Below are 21,704 nucleotides of genomic sequence, written 5' to 3'. Positions count from 1 at the left end.
CCGGGCCCCGCCCCCCCCCGGCGGGCGCCCGGCCGCGGCGGGGGCCGCCCGGGGGGGGGGGGGCGCCCCTGACTAACGGGCGAGGGCTGCGGCGGGCAGCGCGTCGCACAGGGCCGCGAAGGCCTCCTCGGCGGCGCCGTCGGCGAGGACCGTGCGGTCCCACACCATGCGGAGGTGGAGTTCGGGTCCCTGGGTGGCGGACACCGCGAACGGGGCGCGGACCTGCCGGCCGCCGATGTGCACCTCGCGGCCGGTGGCGCTGCCGAGCCGGAGCGGGGTCCGGTTGCGGGCGTCGTCCACGGTGAGCAGGCCGTCCAGCCGGCCGGACCAGGCGGAGCCGGCGGCGCGGGCCGCGCGCACCACCTCGTCGAAGGGGGTGTCGGCCCGGTCCAGGTCGTCCCACCAGTCGGTGGCGGTGACCTCCGGCGAGGCGCCGCCGCGGGTGTCGGCCGGGAAGACCACGGTGTTGAGGAAGCAGCCGATGACCTCGGCCGCGCCGGCCGGGCGGCCGCCCCACGGGTAGCCGAGGGGCGGGACCGGCCCCGTGCCGTACAGCGCGGTGGCCGCGGCCCGGCAGGCGTCGAGCAGGGCCGGGAAGGGCATCCCGCCGGCCGGGGAGGCGAGCCTGCGCTCGGCGGAGCCGCTGGGGAGCCCGGCGGACACGGGGCGGGTGCCGGGCAGCGGGGCCCGCTCGTGCGCCGTGCGCAGCCGTTCGCCCCAGTACGCCAGGGCGCGGGGGGAGGCGGCGCGGTCCTCGGCGTCGAGCTGGCGCAGGACGGCGTCCTTGTACCGCGCCAGCGCGTCGGCGGCCTCGGCGGGCGGTACGTCGGCGGCGCCGCGACGGTCGCGGTAGGCGTCGGAGAGCTCCTCGACGATGCGGGCGAGGGACTGACCGTCGCAGGCGGTGTGGTCCAGGACGACGGCGAGGACCTCCTCGGCCGCGCCCTCGTGGTCAGTGGCGCGGCCAGCGGCGCGGTCGGCGGTGTGGGCGAGGAACAGTCGTAGCGGTGGGCCCTGCGGGTCCCAGCCCGCCAGTGTCCGCCGCAGCGCGTCCTCGGCGCTCTCGCCGGGCGCGACGTCCACGTGGTCCAGCGGTACGCCGGCCGGCTCCGGCCGCAGTACGGGCGTCGCGCGCACGACGCACGGCCGGGAGCGCAGGACGGGGTGGCGGGCGGCCAGGTGGTCGGCGGCGGCGCGCAGCCGCGCCGGATCGACGGTGCCGCGCGGGAAGGCGAAGAACATCGGCACGATGTCCGCGCGGCCGGCGGGATCCAGGGAGCGGAAGAGCAGGAAGCGTCGCTGGGCCCCGGTGGCGGGCAGGAACGCTGCCGCCGGGTCACCCGCGCCGAGGCGCTGGTAACGGGCCAGATACTGGGCCGTGATGCTGGGGAGCACGTGATCCTCTCTCGGGAAGAAGCGGGTCAGCGGACGGGGGTGGTCGCGTCGTGGCCGGGCGCCGCGTCCTGCCGCTCGTCGTCATCGGGGTGGGCGACCTCGGGGAGTTCGCGCATCCGCCGCAGCGGGGAGAGCAGCAGCGGAACGGGCACGAGGAGGAAGCCGACGGCGCAGATCCACAGCGCGGCGCGGGCCCCGGACGCCTCGGCGACGGCGCCGCCCACGAGCGCACCGAGCGGCAGCGTGCCCCACATGAGGAAGCGCAGCGTGGCGTTCATCCGGCCCAACAGGCGCGGGGGACACAACGTTTGACGGAAACTCACCTGTGCGACGTTGTAGACCACGGCGCCGAAGAAGACCGCACCGGAGGCGACCGCGAAGAGCGCGGCGGCCGCGCCCTTGCCGGACAGCGGCCAGAGCAGCGCGAACGGCCCGGTGACCAGGCAGGACAGCCAGATGATGCGGGCCTGGCCGAAGCGGCGGGCGAGGCGGCCCGCGCACAGGGCGCCGGCGAGTCCGCCGACGGCCGAGGCCGAGAGCATCCCGCCGATCGCGGCGGGCGCCAGATCGAGCACCCGTACCAGGAAGACGGTCTGAGTCGCCATCAGCATGGCCGTGAAGAAGTTCCCGAGGCCGGTCGCCACCGCGATGATGCGCAGCAAGGGGTGGCCGAGAACGAAGCGCAGTCCTTCGCCCACCTCCTTGCGCAGCGATGCGCCGGGGACCGGTTCGGGCTTGCTCTCGGGGCGCCGGATGGCCAGAAGGAACAGGGCGGAGACGGCGTAGCCGATGGCGTCGGCCACGATGGCCAGGTGCGCCCCGACGAGCTGGACGAGCCCGCCGCCGAGCCCGGGCCCGGCCACCTGTGCCGAGGAACGCACCGTCTCCAGGGCCCCGTTGCCCGCCACCAGGTGCTCCCGCGGCAGCAGCTCGGGCAGGTAGCTCTGGTGGGCCACGTCGAAGAAGACGGTGGCGACGCCCACGACCAGGGCGACGACGTACAGCTGGGCCATGGTCAAGGCGTCCGCCACCGCGGCGAGCGGCACGCTGGCCATGGCCAGGGCGCGCACGACATCGGCGCGGATCATCAAGGAGAGCTTGCGCATCCGGTCGACCCAGGCCCCCGCGGGCAGCCCGATCAGGAGGAACGCGGCGGTCTCGGCCGCGGTGAGCAGTCCCACTTGTAAGGCGGGTGCCTTGAGTTCGAGCACGGCCACCAAGGGCAGGGCGACCAGCGTGACCTGGGCACCGACCTGCCCGGCCGCGGCTCCGGCTAACAGGAAGCGGAAATCGCGCATACGGAACAGACCGCCGGAAGCGGCCTGGGGCGAGGGGGACATATGCCAGACCATGACCGCAGGGCGATCAGGAGTCAAAACAAACAGGACACTTTCGGTCGTTCTTGTGCCATCACGGGAGCGGATCAAGAGAATCAGCGGCCAAGTGAGGGCAACGACCTCATGAATTGCAGGTCGAGAAGCCTGCTGGTGGAGGATTTGCGGCGGCGTGTGGGGGGTGTGTGGGGGTGTACCCGGGGGTCGCGGGTTCCTGGAGCCCCATGGATGCACTTATGTCCGATACTCACCGTCCCCACATGTTTAGAAGCAACCCCGAGCGCGCTGGGGCGTCGAGGGGCCGGCCCCCTCGCGCCACCGGCGGCCGGCGGTCAGCGTCCCAGTCGGGTGAGCTGGCCGTTCAGCTCCGCCATGAACCGCACCACGACGTGCAGTTCCTCGCTGCTGAAGGGGCTCCGGGCGGCGTCGGTGGCCCGGGCCAGCGGGCGGAAATACGCGCGCGCGGCGTCCCGGCCCGATTCGGCGTAGTGGAGGTGGACCACGCGCCGGTCGTCGGCCGCCCGGACCCGGCGGAGGTGGCCCGCCTTCTCCAGCCGGTCGAGGCAGGCCGTCACCGCTCCCGTGGTCAGGTCCATCCGCTGGGCGAGGCGGCCGGGGGTCATGGGGCCGCCGTCCTCGTCGTACTCCGCGTCGAGTACGGCGACGAGCGCCTGCACGTCGGTCAGGTGCAGGCCCTGCCTACGGGCGAACTCCTGGGCGAGTCGGTTGAGCTCCGCGTTCATCGTGCGCAGCAACACGGCGAAGGACTGCAACCCGATCGGGTCGTCGGGCGGAAGTACGGGTGGGGTGCTGTCGGCGCTACGCATGGCACCAGCATATGATCTCTCAACAATTGAGATACTTTATCGTTGAGTGACTGTTCAACAAGGGGAGAGAACACGATGACGCGCACACCGCGCTGGGCCCGCTGGCTGGTGCCCGTGGTGCTGCTGGTGATCTGGTTGGGCATCGGCGGGACGCTGGGTCCGTACGCCGGCAAGCTCGGCGAGGTCGCCACCAACGACCAGGCCGCCTTCCTGCCGCGGAACGCCGAGTCCACCAAGGTCATCGAGGCCCGCAAGGCCTTCGAGCGCTCGGGGTCGGTGCCCGCGATCGTCGTCTGGCAGCCGTCCGCGCCGGGCCCGGTCAGCGACGTCCAGCAGCAGGAGGCGACCCGGGCCGTCGCCGCCCTGGCCGGCCGGGAGGGCATCACCGCGGCGCCGTCACCGGCCCTGCGCTCCGAGGACGGCCGGGCCCTCCAGGCCGTCGTGCCCCTGGCCACCGACCTCGGCGACGCGCTGCCGGCTGCCTTGGACCGGATCCGTACGGCGGCCGCGGCGGTGCCGGGGCTCACCGTGCAGATCGCGGGGCCGGCGGCCACCCAGGCGGACCTCAAGGACGCCTTCGCCGGCATCGACGGGATCCTGCTGGGCGTGGCGCTCGGCGCGGTCCTGTTGATCCTGCTGCTGGTCTACCGCAGCCTCCTGCTGCCCCTCGTGATCATCAGCAGCGCCGTCTTCGCCCTCGGGCTGGCCTGCGCGATCGTCTACGCCCTGGCGGACCGGGGCGTCGTGCGGGTCGACGGGCAGGTCCAGGGCATCCTATCCATCCTGGTCATCGGCGCCGCGACCGACTACGCGCTGCTGCTGGCCGCCCGGTTCAGGGAGGAGCTCGCCGCCCGCGGCGACCGTACGGCCGCGGCCCTCGCCGCCGTACGCCGCTCCGCCGGCGCCATCACCGCCAGCGCCGCGACCGTGGCCCTCGCCCTGCTCGCGCTGCTGGCCAGCGACCTGACCAACAACAGGGCCCTGGGCCCCGTCGGTGCCGTCGGCATCGTCTGCTCCGTCCTGGCCACCCTGACGTTCCTGCCCGCGGTCCTGGCCCTCCTGGGGCGCACCGCCTTCTGGCCCGCCACGCCCCGGGCGGCCGACGCCACGGAGGAGGGCCACCGCATCTGGCGCCGCGTCGCGGCCGTCATCGACCGGGCGCCGCGCCGCATCTGGGTGTCCACGACCCTGCTCCTGCTGGTCCTCGCCGCCTTCGCGCCGACCCTGTCCTCGCACGGAGTGCCGCTGAACGAGACCTTCGTCAAGGAGGCCCCGTCCGTCTCCGCCCAGGAGTCCCTCGCTCGACACTTCCCCGGCGGCTCCGGCCAGCCCGCGGTGATCATCGCCGACGCCGCCGCGGCCGCGCGGGTGCAAGCGGTCGCCCGGGCGACCGAGGGCGTCGCGTCCGCCGCCCCCGTCACCGCCTCCGGGCGCCCCGGAGCGGAACCCACGGTGGTCGACGGCCGGATCCGCATCGACGCCACCCTGGCCGCGCCCGCGGACAGCGACGACGCGAAGCGGACGGTCGCCGCGCTGCGCACCCGCCTGCACGCCGTCCCCGGCGCCGACGCGCTCGTCGGCGGCTACACCGCCCAGCAGTACGACACCGAGCGGACCGCGGCCCGCGACCGCACCCTCATCGTCCCCGTCGTGCTCGCCGTCATCCTGCTGATCCTGATCCTGCTCCTGCGCTCCGTCCTGGTCCCCGTCCTGCTGGTGGCCACGGTGGCCCTGAACTTCCTGGCCACCCTCGGCGTGTCCGCGCTCGTCTTCCAGCACGTGCTCGGCTTCAGCGGTACGGACGCCTCCGTCCCGCTCTACGGATTCGTGTTCCTCGTCGCCCTCGGCGTCGACTACAACATCTTCCTGATGTCCCGCGTCCGCGAGGAGACCCTCACCCACGGTGTCCGCCAGGGCGTCCTGCGCGGCCTGACCACCACCGGCGGTGTCATCACCTCGGCGGGCGTCGTCCTCGCCGCCACCTTCGCCGCCCTGATGGTCATCCCCCTGGCCTTCCTCGTGCAGATCGCCTTCATCGTCGCCTTCGGGGTCCTCCTCGACACCCTGGTCGTCCGCTCCCTCCTCGTCCCCGCCCTCGTGCTCGACATCGGCCCCCGCAGCTGGTGGCCGAGCCGCCTGGCCCACGACGAAGCGAAGTAGCCGAACCCGTCCCGCCGGGCCCGCGCCGTCCTCTAGGCTCCGAGCACGGAGGGCGTCCCGCGAGGGCGCCGGAGGAGGGCGACATGCTGGATTGGGTGGCCGCGCTGGCCCTCGTAGGGGGCACGACCTTCACGCAGGCCATGGCCGGACAGGCGTGGCAGAGCACCAGGGACGCGCTGGCCCGGATCCTGGGGCGGGGAGACGCGGACCGCGAGGGGCGCGCGCGGGAACGCCTCGACGGGACCGCTGCCGAGGTCGTGCGGGCCGCCGAGGCGGGAGCTTCGGACGGGCCCGACGAGGCGGCCGTGCTCGCCCGGGTCGCCGGCCAGTGGGAGACCCGGCTGCAGGACTTCCTGGACGAGTACCCGGAAGCCCGCGGCGAGGTGGAGGCGCTGATCGCGCAGGTCCGGACCGAACTGCCGCAGGAGCGGGCCGCACACGTGACCCAGACCGTCTCCCGGAACAAGATCAAGGGCGACGCGTTCATCATCGGTTCGGCCGGCCGTGACATCTCCATCGGCCGCAGGCCCTGAGGAGGAGGGTGCGGATCCGCTTCCTGAGCGGGCCGCACCCGCCTTCCCGACCGGGCCGACCGCCGCGGCCCTTCCCGGGATCCACCAGGTCACTTCGGGCAACGTGGTCTCCGGAGACCTGATCGCGGTCGGCAACGTCGGACGGGACTTCGTCCTGCGGGTGCCGGAGCGAACCGTCCCCGCCCTGGACGGAATCCCGGCCCCCGCCCGGCTGTTCAGCGGACGCGGCGAGCAGCTCGAATCCCTCGCCGCGGCGTTGGACCCCGGGCTGGCGGGTGACCGTCCCGTCCACGTGATCACCGGCATGCCGGGCGTCGGCAAGACCGAACTCGCCCTTCAGGCCGCCCAGGACGCCCTGCGCCGCGAAGGCTGGTTCCCCGGCGGGGTGCTCTTCGTGGACCTCTTCGGCTACGACCCCGACCGCCGGATGACGCCCGAGCAGGCGCTGGCAGGTTTCCTGCGCGCTCTCGGCGTACCGGCCGAGCAGGTGCCCGCCGACGTGCAGGAACGCGCGCGCCTCTACGCGACGATGTTGCACGCCTACGCCGACGCCGGTCGTCGACTGCTGGTGGTCCTGGACAACGCGGACGCCGCCGAGGACGTACGCCTCCTGCGACCGTCCGACGGTGCGACCGCCGTGCTGATCACCTCCCGGCAGGCCCTGGCCGTCCCCGGCGCGCGCATCCACCGGCTGACGGAACTCCGACCGGAGGAGGGCGTCGCACTGATCGAGGACGGTCTGCGGGCCGCGAACGGCGCATCCGACACCCGGGTCGCGCAGGACCCGGAGTCCGCGGCGGACATCGTCCGTTCGTGCGGTGCGCTGCCGCTCGCCCTGCAGATCGTCACGGCGCTCCTCGCCGATCAGCCGGACCGTCCCCTGGAGACGATGGCGGGCGACCTCGCGGAAGCGCACGAGGGGCTGTTGGACGAGCTGGAGCGGGAGGAAGCGGCGGTCCGGGCGGCCTTCGACCTCTCCTACCGGCGTCTCCAGGACCAACAAGCCCTCCTTTTCCGGCTGCTCTCGATCAACCCCGGCCCCGACATCGCGACGGAGACCGCCGCGGCACTGCTCGACGTACGCGTGCCGGTGGCCCGCCGGACCCTGGAGGCGCTGCACCGGGCGCACCTGATCGAACAAGGCGCGGCGTACGGGAGATGGAGGATGCACGATCTGCTGCGGATCTACGCGTACGAGCGGAGCAGGGAGAGCGGGGCGGCGGACGGGCGCGCACTGGCGGGCGGTCGGTTGATCGCCTTCTACGCCGACCACGTCCGGGAAGCCGACGCCCGCATCGCCAGAGATGAACAGGGAGAAGGGCTCTTCCCCGACCGCGCCCGGGCCATCGCATGGCTGGAGGCCGAGCTGTCCAACACGGTGGCCCTCACCCTCGTGGCCACGCGAGACGAAGTGTGGGAGTTCGTCCTACCCGTGGCACTGAGGCTGTCGGGGTTCTTCGAGCTGCGCCGTCACTTCGACGAATGGATCCTGACCGCGCGGGCCGGACTGCTCGCGGCGAAGGGGCTCCCCGATGGCCGGGGCCTGCCCCCTGCGACGCTCAACCTGGGGCAGGCGTACACCGCTGCGCGCCGCCATGACGAGGCGCTGCCGGTGCTGCGGCTCGCGGCCGAACTGAACAGGGCGGCGGGCAACGAGGTGGGTGAGGCCAACGCCGCCAACGCCAGCGGCCTGATCATGATCGAGGAGAGGCGGCTGGACGAGGCGTACGAGCAGTTCTCGGTGGCGGCCGCCCTCTTCGGCCACCGCCACGAGATCAGTTCCGTGGCCGCGGTCGACGTCAACCGAGCGACATGTCTGGCGCGGATGGGGCGTGCGGCAGAGGGCCGGGAGATGCTCCACCGGGCGGTGGCGGTGTTCCGCGACGAGGGGAACGTGAGGATGGAGGCGGCGGCACTGATCAACCTGGCCGCCACCTCCATCGGCCAGGAGGAACAGGACGACGTGCCCGGGGCGAGCGGGGACGAGGTCGGCAGCTGTCGACGTGCCATCACGGTGTTCGAGGAGGCGGGAGACCTCCACAGCGCCGCGATCGCGACCGCGCACCTCGGGAGGTCGCTCAGGCGGGCCGGCGAGCACAAGGCCGCGGCCGAAGCGATGAGGAGCGCGGCTGAAGTCTTCCTCCGCTCCGGCGAACGAGTGCTGGCCGCGGAGGCGTTCGGTGAGATGGGCCTGTGCTTCGACGCCGCGAAGAAGTACCGCCGGGCGATGGAGGCCTACCGGCGGGCCGAGACCCTGTTCGCCGAGGCCGAAGCCCCCGACGGCCGCGGGCGGATGCTGACCCGGATCGGCCTCGCCTACGGCGAGATGCGTCGGCCCGAGGACGCCGTGCAGACGTTCCACGAGGCGGTCCGGGCGCACGCGGAGGCCGGGAACGCCCGGCGGGGAGCCGTCGCGTGGCTGGCGTTGGCGGAACAGCTGAGCAGCACGGGACGGCTCAGGGAGTCGGTTCGGGCCACCCACCAGGTGGCGACGCTCCTTCCCGCGGACGAAGGGGAGCTCGCGGGCACCGCGGCGAGCAGGTTCGCCGCGACGCTGCAGAAGGCCCGCGCGGCCCTCGACGGCCCTTCGCTCCACGCGGAGGCACTCGCGCTGTTCACGACGGGAGGAGCCGACGGCCTCCCGGAACCGACGGCCGTCCCCGCCGGACCCGGCGCGCAGCCCGATTTCACCGCCTACCGGGCCCGTACGCTGCTCAGCCTCGGCATGTTGCGACAGATGCGGGGCCAGCCGGCACCGGCCGAGGCGCACTACGAGGAGGCGGAGACGCTCTTCGACGCGCGGGGAGAGGATCACTTCGCCGCCGTGGCCGCGAACGACCTGGGCGTTTGCCTGGTCGGTCAGGGCCAGCACGAACGGGCGCTGATCGCCTGCGAGAGGGCCCTGCGCCGCTTCCGGGGGATCGCCGAACCGGAGGGTGAGGCGCAGGCGTTGGTGCACCTCGCCGCGGCCCTCGACGGGACCGGACGCCCCGCGGAGGCGGAGGCCGCGTTGAAAGAGTCGATCGGGATCTTCGAAGCCCTCCACGACGAGCGGGGCTTCTTCGCCATGAACAACCTGGGCGTCCTGTACGAGGAGCAGGGACGGGCGCGGGACGCCGAGCTCTGGTACGGCCGCTCCGCGCGCGGGAAGTGTGCGGCGGGAGCGGCGAACCTGCGACGCGTCACGAGGCCGGGGTGAGGCTCCACAGGCGGTGGTCCCAGCCGATGTCGCGGCAGGTGCGTACGGTGAGGCCCGCGCGGGCGGCGAGTTCCGCGTAGTCGGCCTCGCCGCGCACGCCCGAGCCGAAGGCCGCCTTGAGGCGCAGGTGGTGCAGCGCGGCCTCGGTGTCGGCCTCGATCCCCTCCGGCCCCTCCACCTGCTCCACCAGCAGCAGGGTGCCGCCCTGCGCGAGCGCCGCCGCGTTCTCGCGCAGGGCCAGCACCGCGTCGTCGTCGGGCAGTTGTTCCAGCAGGCGGCAGAGCAGCACGGTGCGGTCTCCGTCCGGGACCGCCCCGCCGCAGGGGACCAGCTCCACGCGCGGCAGGACGTCCGTCTCCAGGACCCGGTCCGCGACGGTGCGCAGCACCGACGGCAGTGCGGCGATCCGTACCCGCAGCTCGGGGAACGCCTTCACCAGCGCGTTCGCCACCGCGCCCGCGCCGCTGCCGGTCGCGGTCACCGAACCGGCGGCCGCCCAGTCCCAGCCCGTCCGGACCCCGGGTGCGATCCACGCCGCCTCGTCCTCCACGGCCTCACGCGCCGCCCCGCCCAGTCGCTCGTCGGCGGCGAGCGCCACCGCCAAGGGTGCGCCGGACGGGGTGCGGTACCCGGCCCGGCCGGTGCGCAGCGTCTCGTGCAGCCCGGACAGCGACAGGTCCAGGGCGGCCTGTGCGCCGCGCAGGTCGTACTCCTCCAAGGAGTGGTCGTCCTCGACGAGTTCCTCGCCGACCGGGGTCAACCGGTAGCCGTCCGGCCCCTCGGCCAGCACCTCCAGCTCCGTGAGGTAGGCCAGCAGCGCGGTCAGCGTCCGCAGGTCACTGCCCGTCCGCGAGGCCAACTCCCGTGCTACCCGCACCCCTTGCCAGACCAGGTCGACCAGGCCGATCGTCACCGCCGCGCGGATCGCCAGGCCGGGGGCCAGGTCGGTGAGCTCGTGCAGCCGATCGTGCGGGTCGGCCCCTTCCACGGCCGCTGCCACGGAGGCCGGCGCGGCGGCCGCGGGCAGGGCCGGCTCCGTACGCCGCCAGTAGCCGGTGACGTGGGTGTGCTCGCGCGGCACCCGGCGGTCCACGGCCAGGTGCCGGCGGATGCCCTTCAGAGTCAGCGCCTCGCCCGCCACCCAGGCGAAGACGTTGCCCGGCAGCCACTCCATGTCCCGCACCGCCCGCTCCAACAGGTCGGTGGTGCCCGCCGGGGCGCCGTCGCGCACCAGCCAGGTGATCTCCGCGTCCGCACGGGTCGCCAGCTCCTGGCGGTGGCTCTCCTCGCCCACCTCGACGAACACCCGGGCCCGGGTCCCGGCCGGCATCTCCGCCAGCCACCGGCCGATGGCGGGCAGGGCGGTCTCGTCGCCGATGACGAGCAGCCAGTCGGCCCCCTCGGGGTGGCGGTGCGACATCTTCGGCCCGGCGATCCACGTCACGTCGCCCGGTCGGGCGGACAGCGCCCACGAGGAGGCGACGCCGCCTTCGTGGTTGACGAAGTCGAAGTCGATCTCGCCGCGTTCGGGATCGTGGCGGACCGGTGTGTAGTCCTTCGTCAGCGGCCGGGCATCGGCGGGCCAGTCCAGGCTGGAGACGTTCTGCCCGGGCAGCACCGGCGCGGCCGCGCCCTCCTCGGCGAAGAAGAACTTCACGTGGTCGTCGAAGCCCTCGCTGCTCAGCGCGGGCAGTTCCAGGCCGTCCTTGCGGAAGGCGCCGAGCTGCGGCCCGCCGAGGGTGATCCGCCGCATGCCCGGTGTCACGTCGGCGACGCGCAGCACCGTGAGCTCGCGCAGCACGATCGGGAAGGTGACGACGGAACGGGGATTGCGGGTGGCCATGCGGGGCTCCTCGTACTGCGGGACGCGCGCGGTGCCGGGGCGGCCCGCGGAACGGAAGGGACGAATTGTCGGGGCGGTCGGGGCGGTCGGCGGTCGGCGGCCGGCCGGGCGCGCGAGGCGCCGGGCCCGCCACCGACTGTCGCGGCCGCTACTGGCCGGCGACGGCCTTCGCCAGCAGCGGAGTGAGCTGCTCGGTCGCCCAGGCCGCGTTCAGGGCATCCGGGTAGGCGATGGCGGAGGCCAGGTTGTTGGCGGAGGGCACGACCGCGAAGTGCTTGCCCTTGACCGCGTTCAGCGACTGGAAGAGCTTGTTGCCCTCCAGCTCCGCCGGACTGATCACACCGCGGTCGCCGAAGGGGTACGTGAGCAGGAGGACGTCCGCGTCGAGCTGGTCGAGGTTCTCCATGCTCACGCCGTTCTTGTCGGGCGCGTAGTTCTTCGCCCTGTCGGTCTTGACGAAGCCCAGCTTCTCGAACACGCCCGGGTCCTGCGCCGCGTAGGACATGAAGCTGATCTGCTCGGGGTGGACGACCGCGTACGTGTACCGCTTGCCCTTGAACTCGGGGTGCGCGGCGGCGGCGTCCGCGACGGCCTTGTCGTTGGCCGCGATGACCTCCTCGGCCTTGGCCTCCAGGCCCAGCGCCTGGGCGGCCCGGCGCAGCCGCTCCTGCCAGGTGAGCGTGTTGGCCTGGGCCTTGTCCGTGTAGGTGACGACGGGGGCGATCGGCGCGAGCTTCGCGTAGTCCTTGTCCATCTCCCAGGTGTTCATGCCGAGGATGACGTCGGGTGCCTCGGCGGCGATCGCCTCGTAGGCGGTGCCGTCGGTGTCGTCGTAGGTCTTGAGCTTGCCGGCGCGCAGGGCGTCGACGGCGCGCTGCTTGAACTGGGGGACGGGGGAGCCGTCCTCGACGTCCGGGGTGATGACGGGGACGATGCCGAGCGCGAGCGCGATCGAGGTGTCGCCGTCCGAGACGGTGGCGACCTTCATCGGCTTCTTCTTGACCTCGGCCGTGCCCCAGGCGTTCTTCTGGGTGACGGCCTTGAAGGAGGCGCCCGCTCCGGCGGCCCCGGCCTTGTCCGCGCCCTGGCCGTCGGAGCCTTCGCCGCAGGCGGCGAGCAGGGTCAGCGACAGCGCGGCGGCCGTGGCCGCGGCGGTGCGGCCGAGGCGGCGGGCGGTGGTGGAGCGCGTTCTGGCGTACGTGGACAAGGGGGTCTCTCCTATGCGGGGTTGCGGTGCCGACGGCCGAGCGGGAAGATCTGCGGCCGGTCGGATCGGGGATGGGGGACGACGAGGCAGTCCAGGCCGAACACGTCGGCGACGGTGCGCTCGGTGAGGACCTCGTGCGGGCTGCCCTGCCGCACGATCCGGCCGTCGCGCATGGCGACGATGGTCGAGGCGTACAGGGCGGCCTGGTTGAGGTCGTGGGAGACGAGGACGATGGTGCGTCCGGTGCGCTCGTTCAGGTCGGCGAGCAGGTCCATCACCTCGATCTGGTGCGCGATGTCGAGGTAGGTCGTGGGCTCGTCCAGCAGCAGCGTGGGGGTTTCCTGGGCGAGTGCCAGGGCGATCCACACGCGCTGTCGCTGGCCGCCCGAGAGCTGGTCCACCGGACGACCGATCAACTCGGCGGTGCCGGTGGCCTCCAGCGCCCCGGCGACGACGAGGTCTTCGGCAGGGTGGGCGCGCGCTCCGAACCGCTGGTGGGGGTGGCGTCCGCGGCGGACCAGGTCCCCCACGGTGATGCCCTCGGGTGCGAGGGGGGTCTGCGGCAGGATGCCGAGCCGGCGGGCCACCTCGCGGGTGGGCAGGGCGTGGATGTCGTGCCCGTCGAGCAGCACCGAGCCGGCCGACACCGGGAGCAGTCGGGCCAGCGACTTGAGCAGTGTCGACTTGCCGCAGGCGTTCGGGCCGACCAGCGCCGTGATCCGGCCCGGCTCGATCTCCAGCGACAGGCCGTCGACGACGGTCCGTCCCGCGTAGCCGGCGGTCACCGCGCGTGCGGCGAGGGCCGGTCGGAGCCCGTCGGCGGGCTCCGGACCGTCGGCGGGCGGACCGCCGGGTACCGGACGGTCCTGGACGGGATGGTTCACGAGGAGGCTCCTTGGCCACGGCGCAGGATCAGGACGACGAAGTAGGGGGCGCCGATCAGCGCCGTGACGGCGCCGGTGGGCACCGGGGAGATCAGCGGCCCGTACTGGGCCAGGACGTCGGCGCCGAGCACGATCGCCGAGCCGACCGCGGGGGCCAGGACGAGGGCCCGCTCGGTGCCGACGAGCCGGGCCGCGACGGGGCCGCTGACCAGCGAGACGAAGCCGATCGGGCCGGTGACGCTGGTGGCGAGCGCCGCGGCCGCGGCCCCGAGCAGCAGGGCCGCCGTACGGGTCGCCCCGACCCGGGTGCCGAGACCGGCGGCGAGCTCGTCGCCGAGGGACATCGACGCGAGGGCCCGGTGCACGGGTACGGCGCACAGTCCGCAGACGGCCAGGGCCGCGGCGAGGGTGCTCACGCCGTCCCAGGTGGCGCCGCTGACGCCGCCGACGAGCCAGCGCACGACCTGCCCGAGGCCCTGCTCGCCGGCCATGGTGAACAGGTAGTTGGTGTAGGCGGTGCACACGGCGGCCAGGCCGATGCCGATCACGACGAGGCGGTAGGTGTCCACCGTGCCGCCCTGCCGGCTCAGCGCGATCACGGCGCCGACCATCACGAACGCGCCGGCCAGCGCCGCCGCTTCGACCCCGAAGGGGACCGTGGGCGCCAGCAGCAGCACGGTCACGGCGCCGGCGCCGGCGCCCGCCGAGATGCCGACCACGTCCGGGGTGGCCAGGGGGTTGCGGACCAGCCGCTGGTAGAGCGCTCCGGCCAGGCCGAACAGGGCGCCGGCGAGCAGGGCCGTCAGGGCCCTGGGCAGCCGGATGCGGTGGATCACGTAGTCGGCGATGCCCGTCCGCAGACCGAAGGCGGCGGGCAGCACGTCCGCGGACGCGATGGAGCGCAGCCCGCCGAGCAGTACGGACGCCACCAGCAGGCCCACCACCAGCAGGGCGAGCACCGCCCAGGCGGTGGCGAGCCGCCGGGCGGCGGCCTTGCGGGCCGCGGCCAGCAGCGCGGCCGTGGCCGTGGCCGCCGTGGGGAGCGCCGACGTGGCGGCGGGCGGCGGGCCGGCCCGGGTCGGGGTCTGGGTCGGGGTCGGGGGGTTCTCGGGCACGTCGCTCACATCCGGACCAGGTCGCGGCGGCGGGCCAGCCACACGAAGAAGGGGGTACCGACGATGCCGGTCATCACGGAGACCTGGACCTCGCCGTGGTCGAGCGCCACGCGGCCCGCCGTGTCGGCGACGATCAGCAGGATCGCCCCGCAGGCCATCGACAGCGGGACCGACCAGCGGTGGTCGGATCCGACGAGCATCCGCGCGACGTGCGCGGCGACGAGCCCGACGAAGGCCACCGGCCCGACGGCGGCCGTGGCCGCGGCGCACAGCAGCACCGCGACCGCGGCGCCCGCCAGTTGGGCCCGTTCCACCCGGACGCCGAGCCCGCGCGCGGTGTCCTCGCCCAGCGCCAACACGTTCAGGGTGCGGCCGAGGGGCAGGGCGAGCAGCAGCCCGACGAGGGCGAAGGGGGCTATCTCGTCCAGGACCCCGGCGCGCCCGGCGAGCTGTCCCACCGACCAGAAGCGCAGCGAGGAGTAGACGACCTCGTCGCGCACGACCAGCAGGGTGACCACGGAGGAGAGCAGGGCCGCCACCGCCACCCCCGCCAGGACCAGGCCGAGCGTGCTGCTGCCGGCCCGGGTGCGGGTGCCGATCAGATAGACGGCCCCGGAGGTGAGGACGGACCCGGTGAGCGCGAGCCAGAAGAAACCGCCCGCGTCCTTCACGTCGAGGAACAGGATGCCGAGCACGACGCAGAGGGATGCGCCCTGTTCCACCCCCAGGATGCCCGGGTCGGACAGCGGATTGACCGTCAGCGCCTGCATCAGCAGCCCCGAGGCGCCGAGCGAGGCGCCCACGATCAGCCCGAGCAGGGTGCGCGGGATGCGCTCGGTCCACAGCACGTCGTGGTCGTAGCCGGAACCCCACGGATCGAAGAGGATCCGTACGACGGACGACGGCGGGATGTCGCGGGCGCCGATGCCGATGCCGGCGATCACGACCACCGTCAGGATCAGGCAGGCGAGCAGCACGGCCGGCGCGCCGCGCGTCGCACGGGTGCGTGCGAGGACGGCCGGAGGTGGTGCTTCCGCCGGCAGGACGGATGGATTCATGGGGGTCGGGGGGCTCCTCGCCTGGTCTCACTGGGTAGAACTTAGGTTAGCCTTACCAAAGTCGAGATCGTCCAATGGGGGAGTCAGGTCGATCGCACTGAGGGGTCAGATTTCGGCGCTGCCACGAACGGGAGGGATCGCATGACCACCATGACCTTGCGCACGGCCAACACCTCGGGGCGGACGACCGCGCCCCGGCTCCACACGCTCGCGGGCGCGGGCCGACGGACGGAACGCACCGCGCCCGAACCGGCGTTGGCGGGTGACGACGGCTTCACGGCCGTGGGGGGACATCCGCCGCACGTCCACGACTTCCACCAGTTCCTGTACGTGCCGCTCGGCCGGATCACCGTGTCCGCGCTCGGCCAGGAGTACGAACTGACCCCTTCGGTCGCCCTGTGGTTGCCGGCCGGCGTCGTGCACGGCGCGCGCTTCGATCCCGAATCGATCGTCGTCTCCGAGACGTTCGGCGCCGCCCTCTTCGACCCGCCCTACGAGGGCCCCACGCCGATCAACGTCACGGAAGCCCAACGCGCCCTGCTGCTGGGGCGGATGCGCAGCAGCGCCGCCGAGGAGGACGACCCGCAGGTCTTCGCCGCACTGTCCGCGGCCCACCCCGACAGCCTGCCGCTCCCGCAGCCGGTCACGCCCGCAGCCCGCACCGTGGCCGGCGGCCTGGCCCGTACGCCCGGCGACGCGCGCACGGCCACCGAATGGGCCGCCGCGCTGTACACCAGCTCCACCAGCCTGCGTCGGGCGTTCCGCGCGGAGACCGGCATGGCCTTCACCGAATGGCGCACCCGGCTCCGCCTGAACCACGCCCTGTACCTACTGGACCAGGGCCAGTCGGTCGGCGCCGTCGCCGCGCAGGTCGGCTTCGCCAGCACCAACGGCTTCATACTCGCCTTCCGCCGCCACTTCGGTCGGACCCCGGGCTCCTACGTCCGCCGCGAGGCGCCGCAGATCACCTGAGGCGCGTGCCCGCACGCACCGAGCGGGGCCCGGCCCCTCCCGTCGAGGGAGGGACCGGGCCCCGCCGCGTACCGGGTCCGGGTCAGGCGTGCCGGGTCCGGGTCCGGGTCGGTCGTCCGGGTCCGGGTCAGGCGGCCGCGGTCCGGCGCCGGCGCGCGGGGCTCATGATCCGGTCCACGGCCAGGGCGCCCGGACCGGTGAACACCATCAGCAGGAACGCCCAGCTGAACATCGCCGCCGATTCGCCGTTGTTCTGGAGGGGCCACAGGGCCGTGCCCTGGTGCACCGAGAAGTACGCGTACGCCATCGAACCCGAAGCGACGAACGCCGCGCTGCGGGTGCCGGCGCCCAGGCACACCAGGGTGCCGCACACCAGCTGGATCAGCGCCGCGTACCACCCCGGCCACGCGCCGATGGGCACGGTGGCGCCGCCGTGTCCGCCGCCCAGCACGCCGAAGAGGGAGGCGGCGCCGTGGCAGGCGAACAGCAGGCCGGTGACGATCCGGAACAGGCCCAGGGCGTAGGGCTGGAGGGACGAGATGCGATCGGTCATGGGGATCTCCTCGTAGGGGGACGGGAAGGAGCCGTCGGGCGGGGCCGCGCTCACCAGGCGGCGGCGACCTCGTCGACGGTGGTGACACGGGCGCACCGGCCGGCCGCGTACTCCAGGGCCATCCGGTGCTCGCGGGCGGAGAAGTCGGCGACCGCGTCGGCGACGACGAACGCCTGTATGTCCCGCATCCACGCGTCGGCGGCGGTCAGCAGCACGCCGATGTGGGCGTAGACGCCGACGACGACCAACTGGTCGCGGCCGAGCGCCGCCATGCGTTCCGCCAGGTCGGTGCGGACGAAGGCGCTGTACTTCCACTTGGTGAACACGCTGTCCGCGGACCGCGGTGCCACCGCGTCGGCGATGGCCTCCGCCACCGGGTCGGCGGGCAGCCCCGGCCCCCAGAAGTCCTGCTGCAGGCCGCGCTCGGCGGGGCTCTGGCCGCCGCGCTGCGCGCTCCACAGCACGGGCACCCCGGCCCGGTCCGCCTCGGCGCGCAGCCGGGCGACCGACCCCAGCAGCGCCGCGACGGTCGGGGAACCGTCGCCGTACGCGGACAGGAAGTGGTTCTGGAGGTCGTGGACGAGCAGCACCGACCGGGCCGGATCGGGCAGCCAGTCGACCCGGCCCGGCGGCAGGGAGTCCGCGGTCGGCAGCGGGTAGGGCTCGATGCGGGGCAGGCTCATGCGGTGCGGTCCGTTTCGCTGGGGGCGGTGCGCCCGGGTGTGGGGAAGGGCGTGGGTGTGGGGAGGGGGACGGACGAGGCCGGGGCGTCGGCGGCCGTCGCGCGCAGGTCCTTCTTGGAGACCTTGCCGACGCCCGTGGTGGGGAAGGCGGTGACGAACTCGACCCGGTCCGGGATCTTGTAGCCCGCCAGCCCCCGGCCGCGCAGGAAGGACTTCACGGCGGCCGGCCGCAGCGGGCCCGCGCCCTCGCGCAGGACCACGTACGCACAGGTCCGCTCACCGAGGTAGGCGTCCGGCTCGGCGACCACGTTCGCGTCGTGGACGGCCGGGTGGGCCAGGAGGTGGTTCTCCACCTCCTCGGCGGCGATCTTCTCGCCGCCGCGGTTGATCTGGTCCTTGGCCCGACCCTCCACCACCAGGTGCCCGCTCGGCAGTGCCCGCACGACGTCCCCCGTGCGGTAGAAGCCGTCCGCGGTGAACGACCGGGCGTCGTGCTCAGGGGCCCGCCAGTAGCCGCGGATCGTGTACGGACCCCGCGTGAGCAGGTGGCCCGTGGCGCCCGGGGCCACCTCACGGTCCTCGTCGTCGACGATGCGGATCTCGTCGTCGGGGGAGATCGGGCGGCCCTGGGTGCCGTTCACCCACTCCTCGGGATCGTCGAGGCGGGTGTAGTTGACCAGGCCCTCCGCCATGCCGAACACCTGCTGGAGGCGGCAGCCGAGCGCCGGACCGACCCGGCGCGCGGCCTCCGCGGAGAACTTGGCGCCGCCGACCAGCAGGACGTCCAGACTGCTCAGATCGTGCTCCGTCGACGCGGCCGCCTCGGTCCACAGCAGGGCCAGCGGCGGGACCAGCCCGGTGATCGTCACCCCTTCCCGCTCGATCAGCGCGAAGGCCGTCTCCGGCGCCGGCCGCGGGCACAGCACCACCCGGCCGCCCGCGTACAGGGCGCCGAGCGAGCCGGGGGAGGACAGCGGGAAGTTGTGGGCGGCGGGCAGCGCCACCAGGTACACGGAGTCCTCGCCCACCCCGCAGATCGGATTGGATGCCCGCACCGAGTAAACGTAGTCGTCGTGGGTGCGCGGAATCAGCTTGGGCACGCCCGTACTGCCCCCGGACAGCTGAAGGAACGCGACGTCCCCGGGGGACGGACCGGTTCCGCACCCCGCCGCCGGTCCGTCGGCCCCCGGATCCACGGCCCCCGGATCCACGGGCACGTCCGCGAGCGCGGTGAACGGTCCCGGGTCCGGGTCCGCGACGAACACGTGCCGCAGCCCGGGTGCCCCGGCGCGTACCGCGGCCGCCAGCTCCCGGTGGTCGAAGCCGGCCAGCAGGCCGGGCCCGACGTAGGCGACGGCGCCGGTGAAGGAGCAGAAGTAGCCGATCTCCGCCTGCCGGTGCGCGGGCAGCGCGAACACCGGCAGCGCCCCGATCCGGAAGAGGGCGAAGACCACCTCGAAGAACTCGGCGGTGTTGGGGAGCTGGACCACGACCTTGTCCCCGGGGGCGATCCCGCGGGCGGCGAACCCGGCGGCCATCCGGTCGGCCCGGGCGTCCAGCTCGCCGTACGTCCAGACCCGGCGGGCCCCGTCCGGGCCGTCCCCGGGGTCGACCAGGGCCACCCGGTCCGGATGGGCGGCGGCCCGCTCGCGCAGCATCCCGCCGAGGGTCTCACCGCGCCAGTGCCCGGCGGCCCGGTACCGCTCGGCGAACTCCCGCGGCCACGTGGGTGCGTCGACGGCGCTCACAGCGAAGCCCCCACGGCGCGCAGGAACGTACGGAACTTCGCGGCCGTCTCCGCGGTCTCCGCCGCCGCGTCCGAGGCGGCCACCACCCCGGCGCCCGCGTAGAGCCGCAGCCGGTCCTCGAAGGCCTCCGCGCAGCGCAGGGTGACCACCCACTCCCCGTCGCCGTCGGCGTCCTGCCAACCGACGACTCCGGTGAAGAACCCCCGGTCGAAGGGTTCCAGCGCGGCGATGGCGCGGCGCGCCTCGGCGGCCGGCGTGCCGCACACGGCGGGCGTCGGATGCAGGGCGCAGGCCACGTCCAGTGCCGTGGTCCGTGGGTCGACGAGCCGGCCGGTCACCGTGGTCGACAGGTGCCACATCGCGGCGGTGCGCACCAGCGTCGGCCGCTCCGGCACGTCCAACCCGGAACAGTACGGAGCCATCGCCGCGCGGACCCCGTCCACGACCACCGCGTGCTCGTACAGGTCCTTGGCCGACTCCAGCAGACCCGCCGCCCGGCGCACGTCCTCGGCCAGATCCGCGCTGCGCGGCACCGATCCGGCGAGCGGATTGGCGACCAACGCACCGCCGCGGCGGGAGACCAGCAGCTCCGGGCTGGCCCCCAGCAGGGTGCGGCCGGGGCCCGTCGGCAGCGCGAAGGCGTAGCCGGAGGGGTCGTGCCGCGCGAGCCGGCCCAGCAGCGCGGCCAGCTCGGGCTCCCGGCCGGCCCCGGCCAGCTCCAGGGTCCGCGCGAGGACGACCTTCTCCAGCTCCCCGGCGCCCATCCGGGCCACCGCCGCGGCGACGGCTCTCCCGTACGCCTCGGCGGAGGGCTCCTCGGTCACCGTCCAGCCCCCGCCGTCGGGTTCGCCCGGTGGGAGCCCCACCAAGGGGTCGCTGACGAGCGGCGGCCCGCTGCGCACGGTCCGCGGCACGACGAGCGCGGCGGGGCGGTCCGCATCGAAGGGGATCGCACCGATCACCAGGCGCCGCGCCCCGTCCTGCCGGGCCGCGGCGAGCACGGAGTCGACCCGTGCGGGCAACGGGCCCGCGCCGTGCGGGACGTCGAGGAGGACGCCTTCGGCGAGCAGGGTACGGGTGGGTGTGGACAGGAAGCGGTCCCCCGGCCGGTAGGCGTCGAGCAGCGCGGTGGCGGCGCCGACGGCGGGGTGCGGGACGGCTCCGCCGGGCGCGGCAGGGGCGACGGAGGCGGCGGGGACCGCCGGGTCGGGGGACAGCGGGGACAGGGGGGACGCGTGGGGCGCGGCGACCGGATGGACCGTCGGCACGGTGACTCCTCTGGACGGGGGCGGGACGGGGGGTGTTCGGGTCGGGTGGGGGTGTTTCGGGCGGGGGTGTTTCGGGCGGGAGGGGCCGATCAGCGCAGGGACGCACCACCGTCCACGTACAGCTGCTGCATCGTGATGTGCCGGGCCTCGTCCGAGACCAGGAAGCAGACGGCTTCGGCGACATCGGCCGGGTCGGCGATCCGGCCCAGCGGGATCGCGTGCCGGTAGCGCGCCGGATCCCCCTCCAACAGCTGGAGCGGCACCTCGTCGCCCTCCCACAGCGAGCGTTGCATCGCGGTGTCGGTGGCCCCGGGGGCGACCACGTTGCAGCGGACCCCGCTGCGCGCGTACTCCAGTCCCAGGCACTTGGTGAACATCACGGCGGCCGCCTTCGAAGCGGCGTAGGCGGCCATGCCGACGCGCGGTACGCCCGCCGCGTCGGAGGCGACGGTGACGATGCTGCCGCGCCCGCGCCCGGCCATCGACGGCGCGAGCTCCCGGGCGGTGTGGAACACCCCGGCGGCGTTCACCGCGAACAGCCGTGCCCAGGCGCCGTCTTCGGTCGTGGCCACCGGTCCGGTGTGCAGCACACCGGCCACGTTCACCAGGACGTCCACGGGCCCGAGGGCGGTGGTGGCCTCGGCCGCGGCGGCGCGCACCGCGTCCGGGTCGGCCACGTCCAGGGCCAGCGGCAGGAAGCGGTCGGTCCTCCCGGTGCGGCCGGTCAGCGACGCGGCGAGGTCGGCGACGGCCGCGCCGCGCAGGTCGGTGGCGGCCACCGAGGCCCCCCGGGCGTACAGGGCGCGGGCGACGGCCGCGCCGATGCCGCTGCCGGCGCCGGTCACGAACGCGATCCGGCCCGCGAGCCGCGGCTGCCCGTGGGCTGCGGCTTCAGGCATCTGGTCCTCCAAGTCACTTCGACATC

The 21,704-nt window shown here is 74.2% G+C and carries 17 protein-coding genes; 4 read left to right on the top strand and 13 right to left on the bottom strand.

Annotated features, from left to right (window positions below; all coding sequences use genetic code 11):
* Positions 1–72 precede the first annotated feature (72 nt).
* From ACIQWR_RS09200 to ACIQWR_RS09190, 3 genes are all read right to left on the bottom strand, one after another.
* Positions 73–1,395 (bottom strand): non-ribosomal peptide synthetase, encoded by a 1,323-nt coding sequence (locus ACIQWR_RS09200; protein WP_404006098.1) that lies wholly within the window; start codon positions 1,393–1,395, stop codon positions 73–75.
* 26 nt (positions 1,396–1,421) lie between these two features.
* Positions 1,422–2,735 carry an MFS transporter gene (locus ACIQWR_RS09195; RefSeq protein ID WP_404006097.1) on the bottom strand — a complete coding sequence of 438 codons (1,314 nt, stop codon included), beginning with the start codon at positions 2,733–2,735 and terminating at the stop codon, positions 1,422–1,424.
* Between the two features lie 326 nt (positions 2,736–3,061).
* A complete protein-coding gene (locus ACIQWR_RS09190; RefSeq protein WP_404006096.1) occupies positions 3,062–3,556 on the bottom strand; it encodes a MarR family winged helix-turn-helix transcriptional regulator in 495 nt (164 codons plus the stop codon).
* A 75-nt stretch (positions 3,557–3,631) separates the two neighbouring features.
* Between ACIQWR_RS09190 and ACIQWR_RS09185 the strand changes: the two genes are divergently transcribed.
* From ACIQWR_RS09185 to ACIQWR_RS09175, 3 genes are all read left to right on the top strand, one after another.
* Positions 3,632–5,716, top strand: a complete 2,085-nt coding sequence (locus ACIQWR_RS09185; protein WP_404006095.1) for an MMPL family transporter — start codon at positions 3,632–3,634, stop codon at positions 5,714–5,716.
* A gap of 83 nt (positions 5,717–5,799) precedes the next feature.
* Positions 5,800–6,249, top strand: coding sequence for a hypothetical protein (locus ACIQWR_RS09180; protein ID WP_404006094.1), 450 nt, complete (start codon positions 5,800–5,802; stop codon positions 6,247–6,249).
* The gene (locus tag ACIQWR_RS09175; RefSeq protein WP_404006093.1) at positions 6,221–9,448 is read left to right on the top strand and encodes a tetratricopeptide repeat protein; all 3,228 of its coding nucleotides are present in this window, start codon (positions 6,221–6,223) and stop codon (positions 9,446–9,448) included. Before ACIQWR_RS09180 ends, ACIQWR_RS09175 begins: the two co-directional genes overlap by 29 nt.
* Here the strand turns inward: ACIQWR_RS09175 and ACIQWR_RS09170 are convergent.
* The 5 genes from ACIQWR_RS09170 to ACIQWR_RS09150 all read right to left on the bottom strand — a co-directional run bounded on the left by ACIQWR_RS09170 (position 9,432) and on the right by ACIQWR_RS09150 (position 15,555).
* On the bottom strand, positions 9,432–11,291 hold the full coding sequence (locus tag ACIQWR_RS09170; RefSeq protein WP_404006092.1) for an SIP domain-containing protein: 1,860 nt from the start codon (positions 11,289–11,291) through the stop codon (positions 9,432–9,434). The genes ACIQWR_RS09175 and ACIQWR_RS09170 overlap by 17 nt on opposite strands.
* Positions 11,292–11,439: 148 nt before the next feature.
* On the bottom strand, positions 11,440–12,498 hold the full coding sequence (locus ACIQWR_RS09165; protein ID WP_404006091.1) for an ABC transporter substrate-binding protein: 1,059 nt from the start codon (positions 12,496–12,498) through the stop codon (positions 11,440–11,442).
* An 11-nt stretch (positions 12,499–12,509) separates the two neighbouring features.
* The gene (locus ACIQWR_RS09160) at positions 12,510–13,283 is read right to left on the bottom strand and encodes an ABC transporter ATP-binding protein (protein WP_404006418.1); all 774 of its coding nucleotides are present in this window, start codon (positions 13,281–13,283) and stop codon (positions 12,510–12,512) included.
* Between the two features lie 95 nt (positions 13,284–13,378).
* A complete protein-coding gene (locus ACIQWR_RS09155; protein ID WP_404006090.1) occupies positions 13,379–14,497 on the bottom strand; it encodes a FecCD family ABC transporter permease in 1,119 nt (372 codons plus the stop codon).
* Between the two features lie 5 nt (positions 14,498–14,502).
* The gene (locus ACIQWR_RS09150; protein WP_404006089.1) at positions 14,503–15,555 is read right to left on the bottom strand and encodes a FecCD family ABC transporter permease; all 1,053 of its coding nucleotides are present in this window, start codon (positions 15,553–15,555) and stop codon (positions 14,503–14,505) included.
* A gap of 141 nt (positions 15,556–15,696) precedes the next feature.
* Between ACIQWR_RS09150 and ACIQWR_RS09145 the strand changes: the two genes are divergently transcribed.
* Positions 15,697–16,527: an AraC family transcriptional regulator gene (locus ACIQWR_RS09145; RefSeq protein WP_404006088.1), complete on the top strand. Its 831-nt coding sequence runs from the start codon at positions 15,697–15,699 to the stop codon at positions 16,525–16,527.
* Between the two features lie 127 nt (positions 16,528–16,654).
* Here ACIQWR_RS09145 and ACIQWR_RS09140 read toward each other — a convergent pair whose 3' ends face one another.
* The 5 genes from ACIQWR_RS09140 to ACIQWR_RS09120 form a co-directional block, all read right to left on the bottom strand.
* On the bottom strand, positions 16,655–17,080 hold the full coding sequence (locus tag ACIQWR_RS09140) for a DoxX family protein (RefSeq protein WP_404006087.1): 426 nt from the start codon (positions 17,078–17,080) through the stop codon (positions 16,655–16,657).
* A gap of 50 nt (positions 17,081–17,130) precedes the next feature.
* Positions 17,131–17,763 carry an isochorismatase family protein gene (locus ACIQWR_RS09135; RefSeq protein WP_404006086.1) on the bottom strand — a complete coding sequence of 211 codons (633 nt, stop codon included), beginning with the start codon at positions 17,761–17,763 and terminating at the stop codon, positions 17,131–17,133.
* Complete coding sequence (locus ACIQWR_RS09130; RefSeq protein ID WP_404006085.1) at positions 17,760–19,511, bottom strand: (2,3-dihydroxybenzoyl)adenylate synthase; 1,752 nt, start codon at positions 19,509–19,511, stop codon at positions 17,760–17,762. The genes ACIQWR_RS09135 and ACIQWR_RS09130 overlap by 4 nt, the downstream gene beginning before the upstream one ends.
* Positions 19,508–20,728 carry an isochorismate synthase gene (locus ACIQWR_RS09125; protein WP_404006416.1) on the bottom strand — a complete coding sequence of 407 codons (1,221 nt, stop codon included), beginning with the start codon at positions 20,726–20,728 and terminating at the stop codon, positions 19,508–19,510. The genes ACIQWR_RS09130 and ACIQWR_RS09125 overlap by 4 nt, the downstream gene beginning before the upstream one ends.
* 140 nt (positions 20,729–20,868) lie before the next feature.
* Complete coding sequence (locus ACIQWR_RS09120; protein WP_404006084.1) at positions 20,869–21,678, bottom strand: 2,3-dihydro-2,3-dihydroxybenzoate dehydrogenase; 810 nt, start codon at positions 21,676–21,678, stop codon at positions 20,869–20,871.
* Between the last annotated feature and the right edge of the window lie 26 nt (positions 21,679–21,704).

The organism is Streptomyces sp. NPDC098789 (assembly GCF_044759975.1).
In the GTDB taxonomy this organism is placed as follows: domain Bacteria; phylum Actinomycetota; class Actinomycetes; order Streptomycetales; family Streptomycetaceae; genus Streptomyces.
Note: the sequence above shows the minus strand (reverse complement) of the source record. Positions and strands in the feature narration are given on the sequence as shown.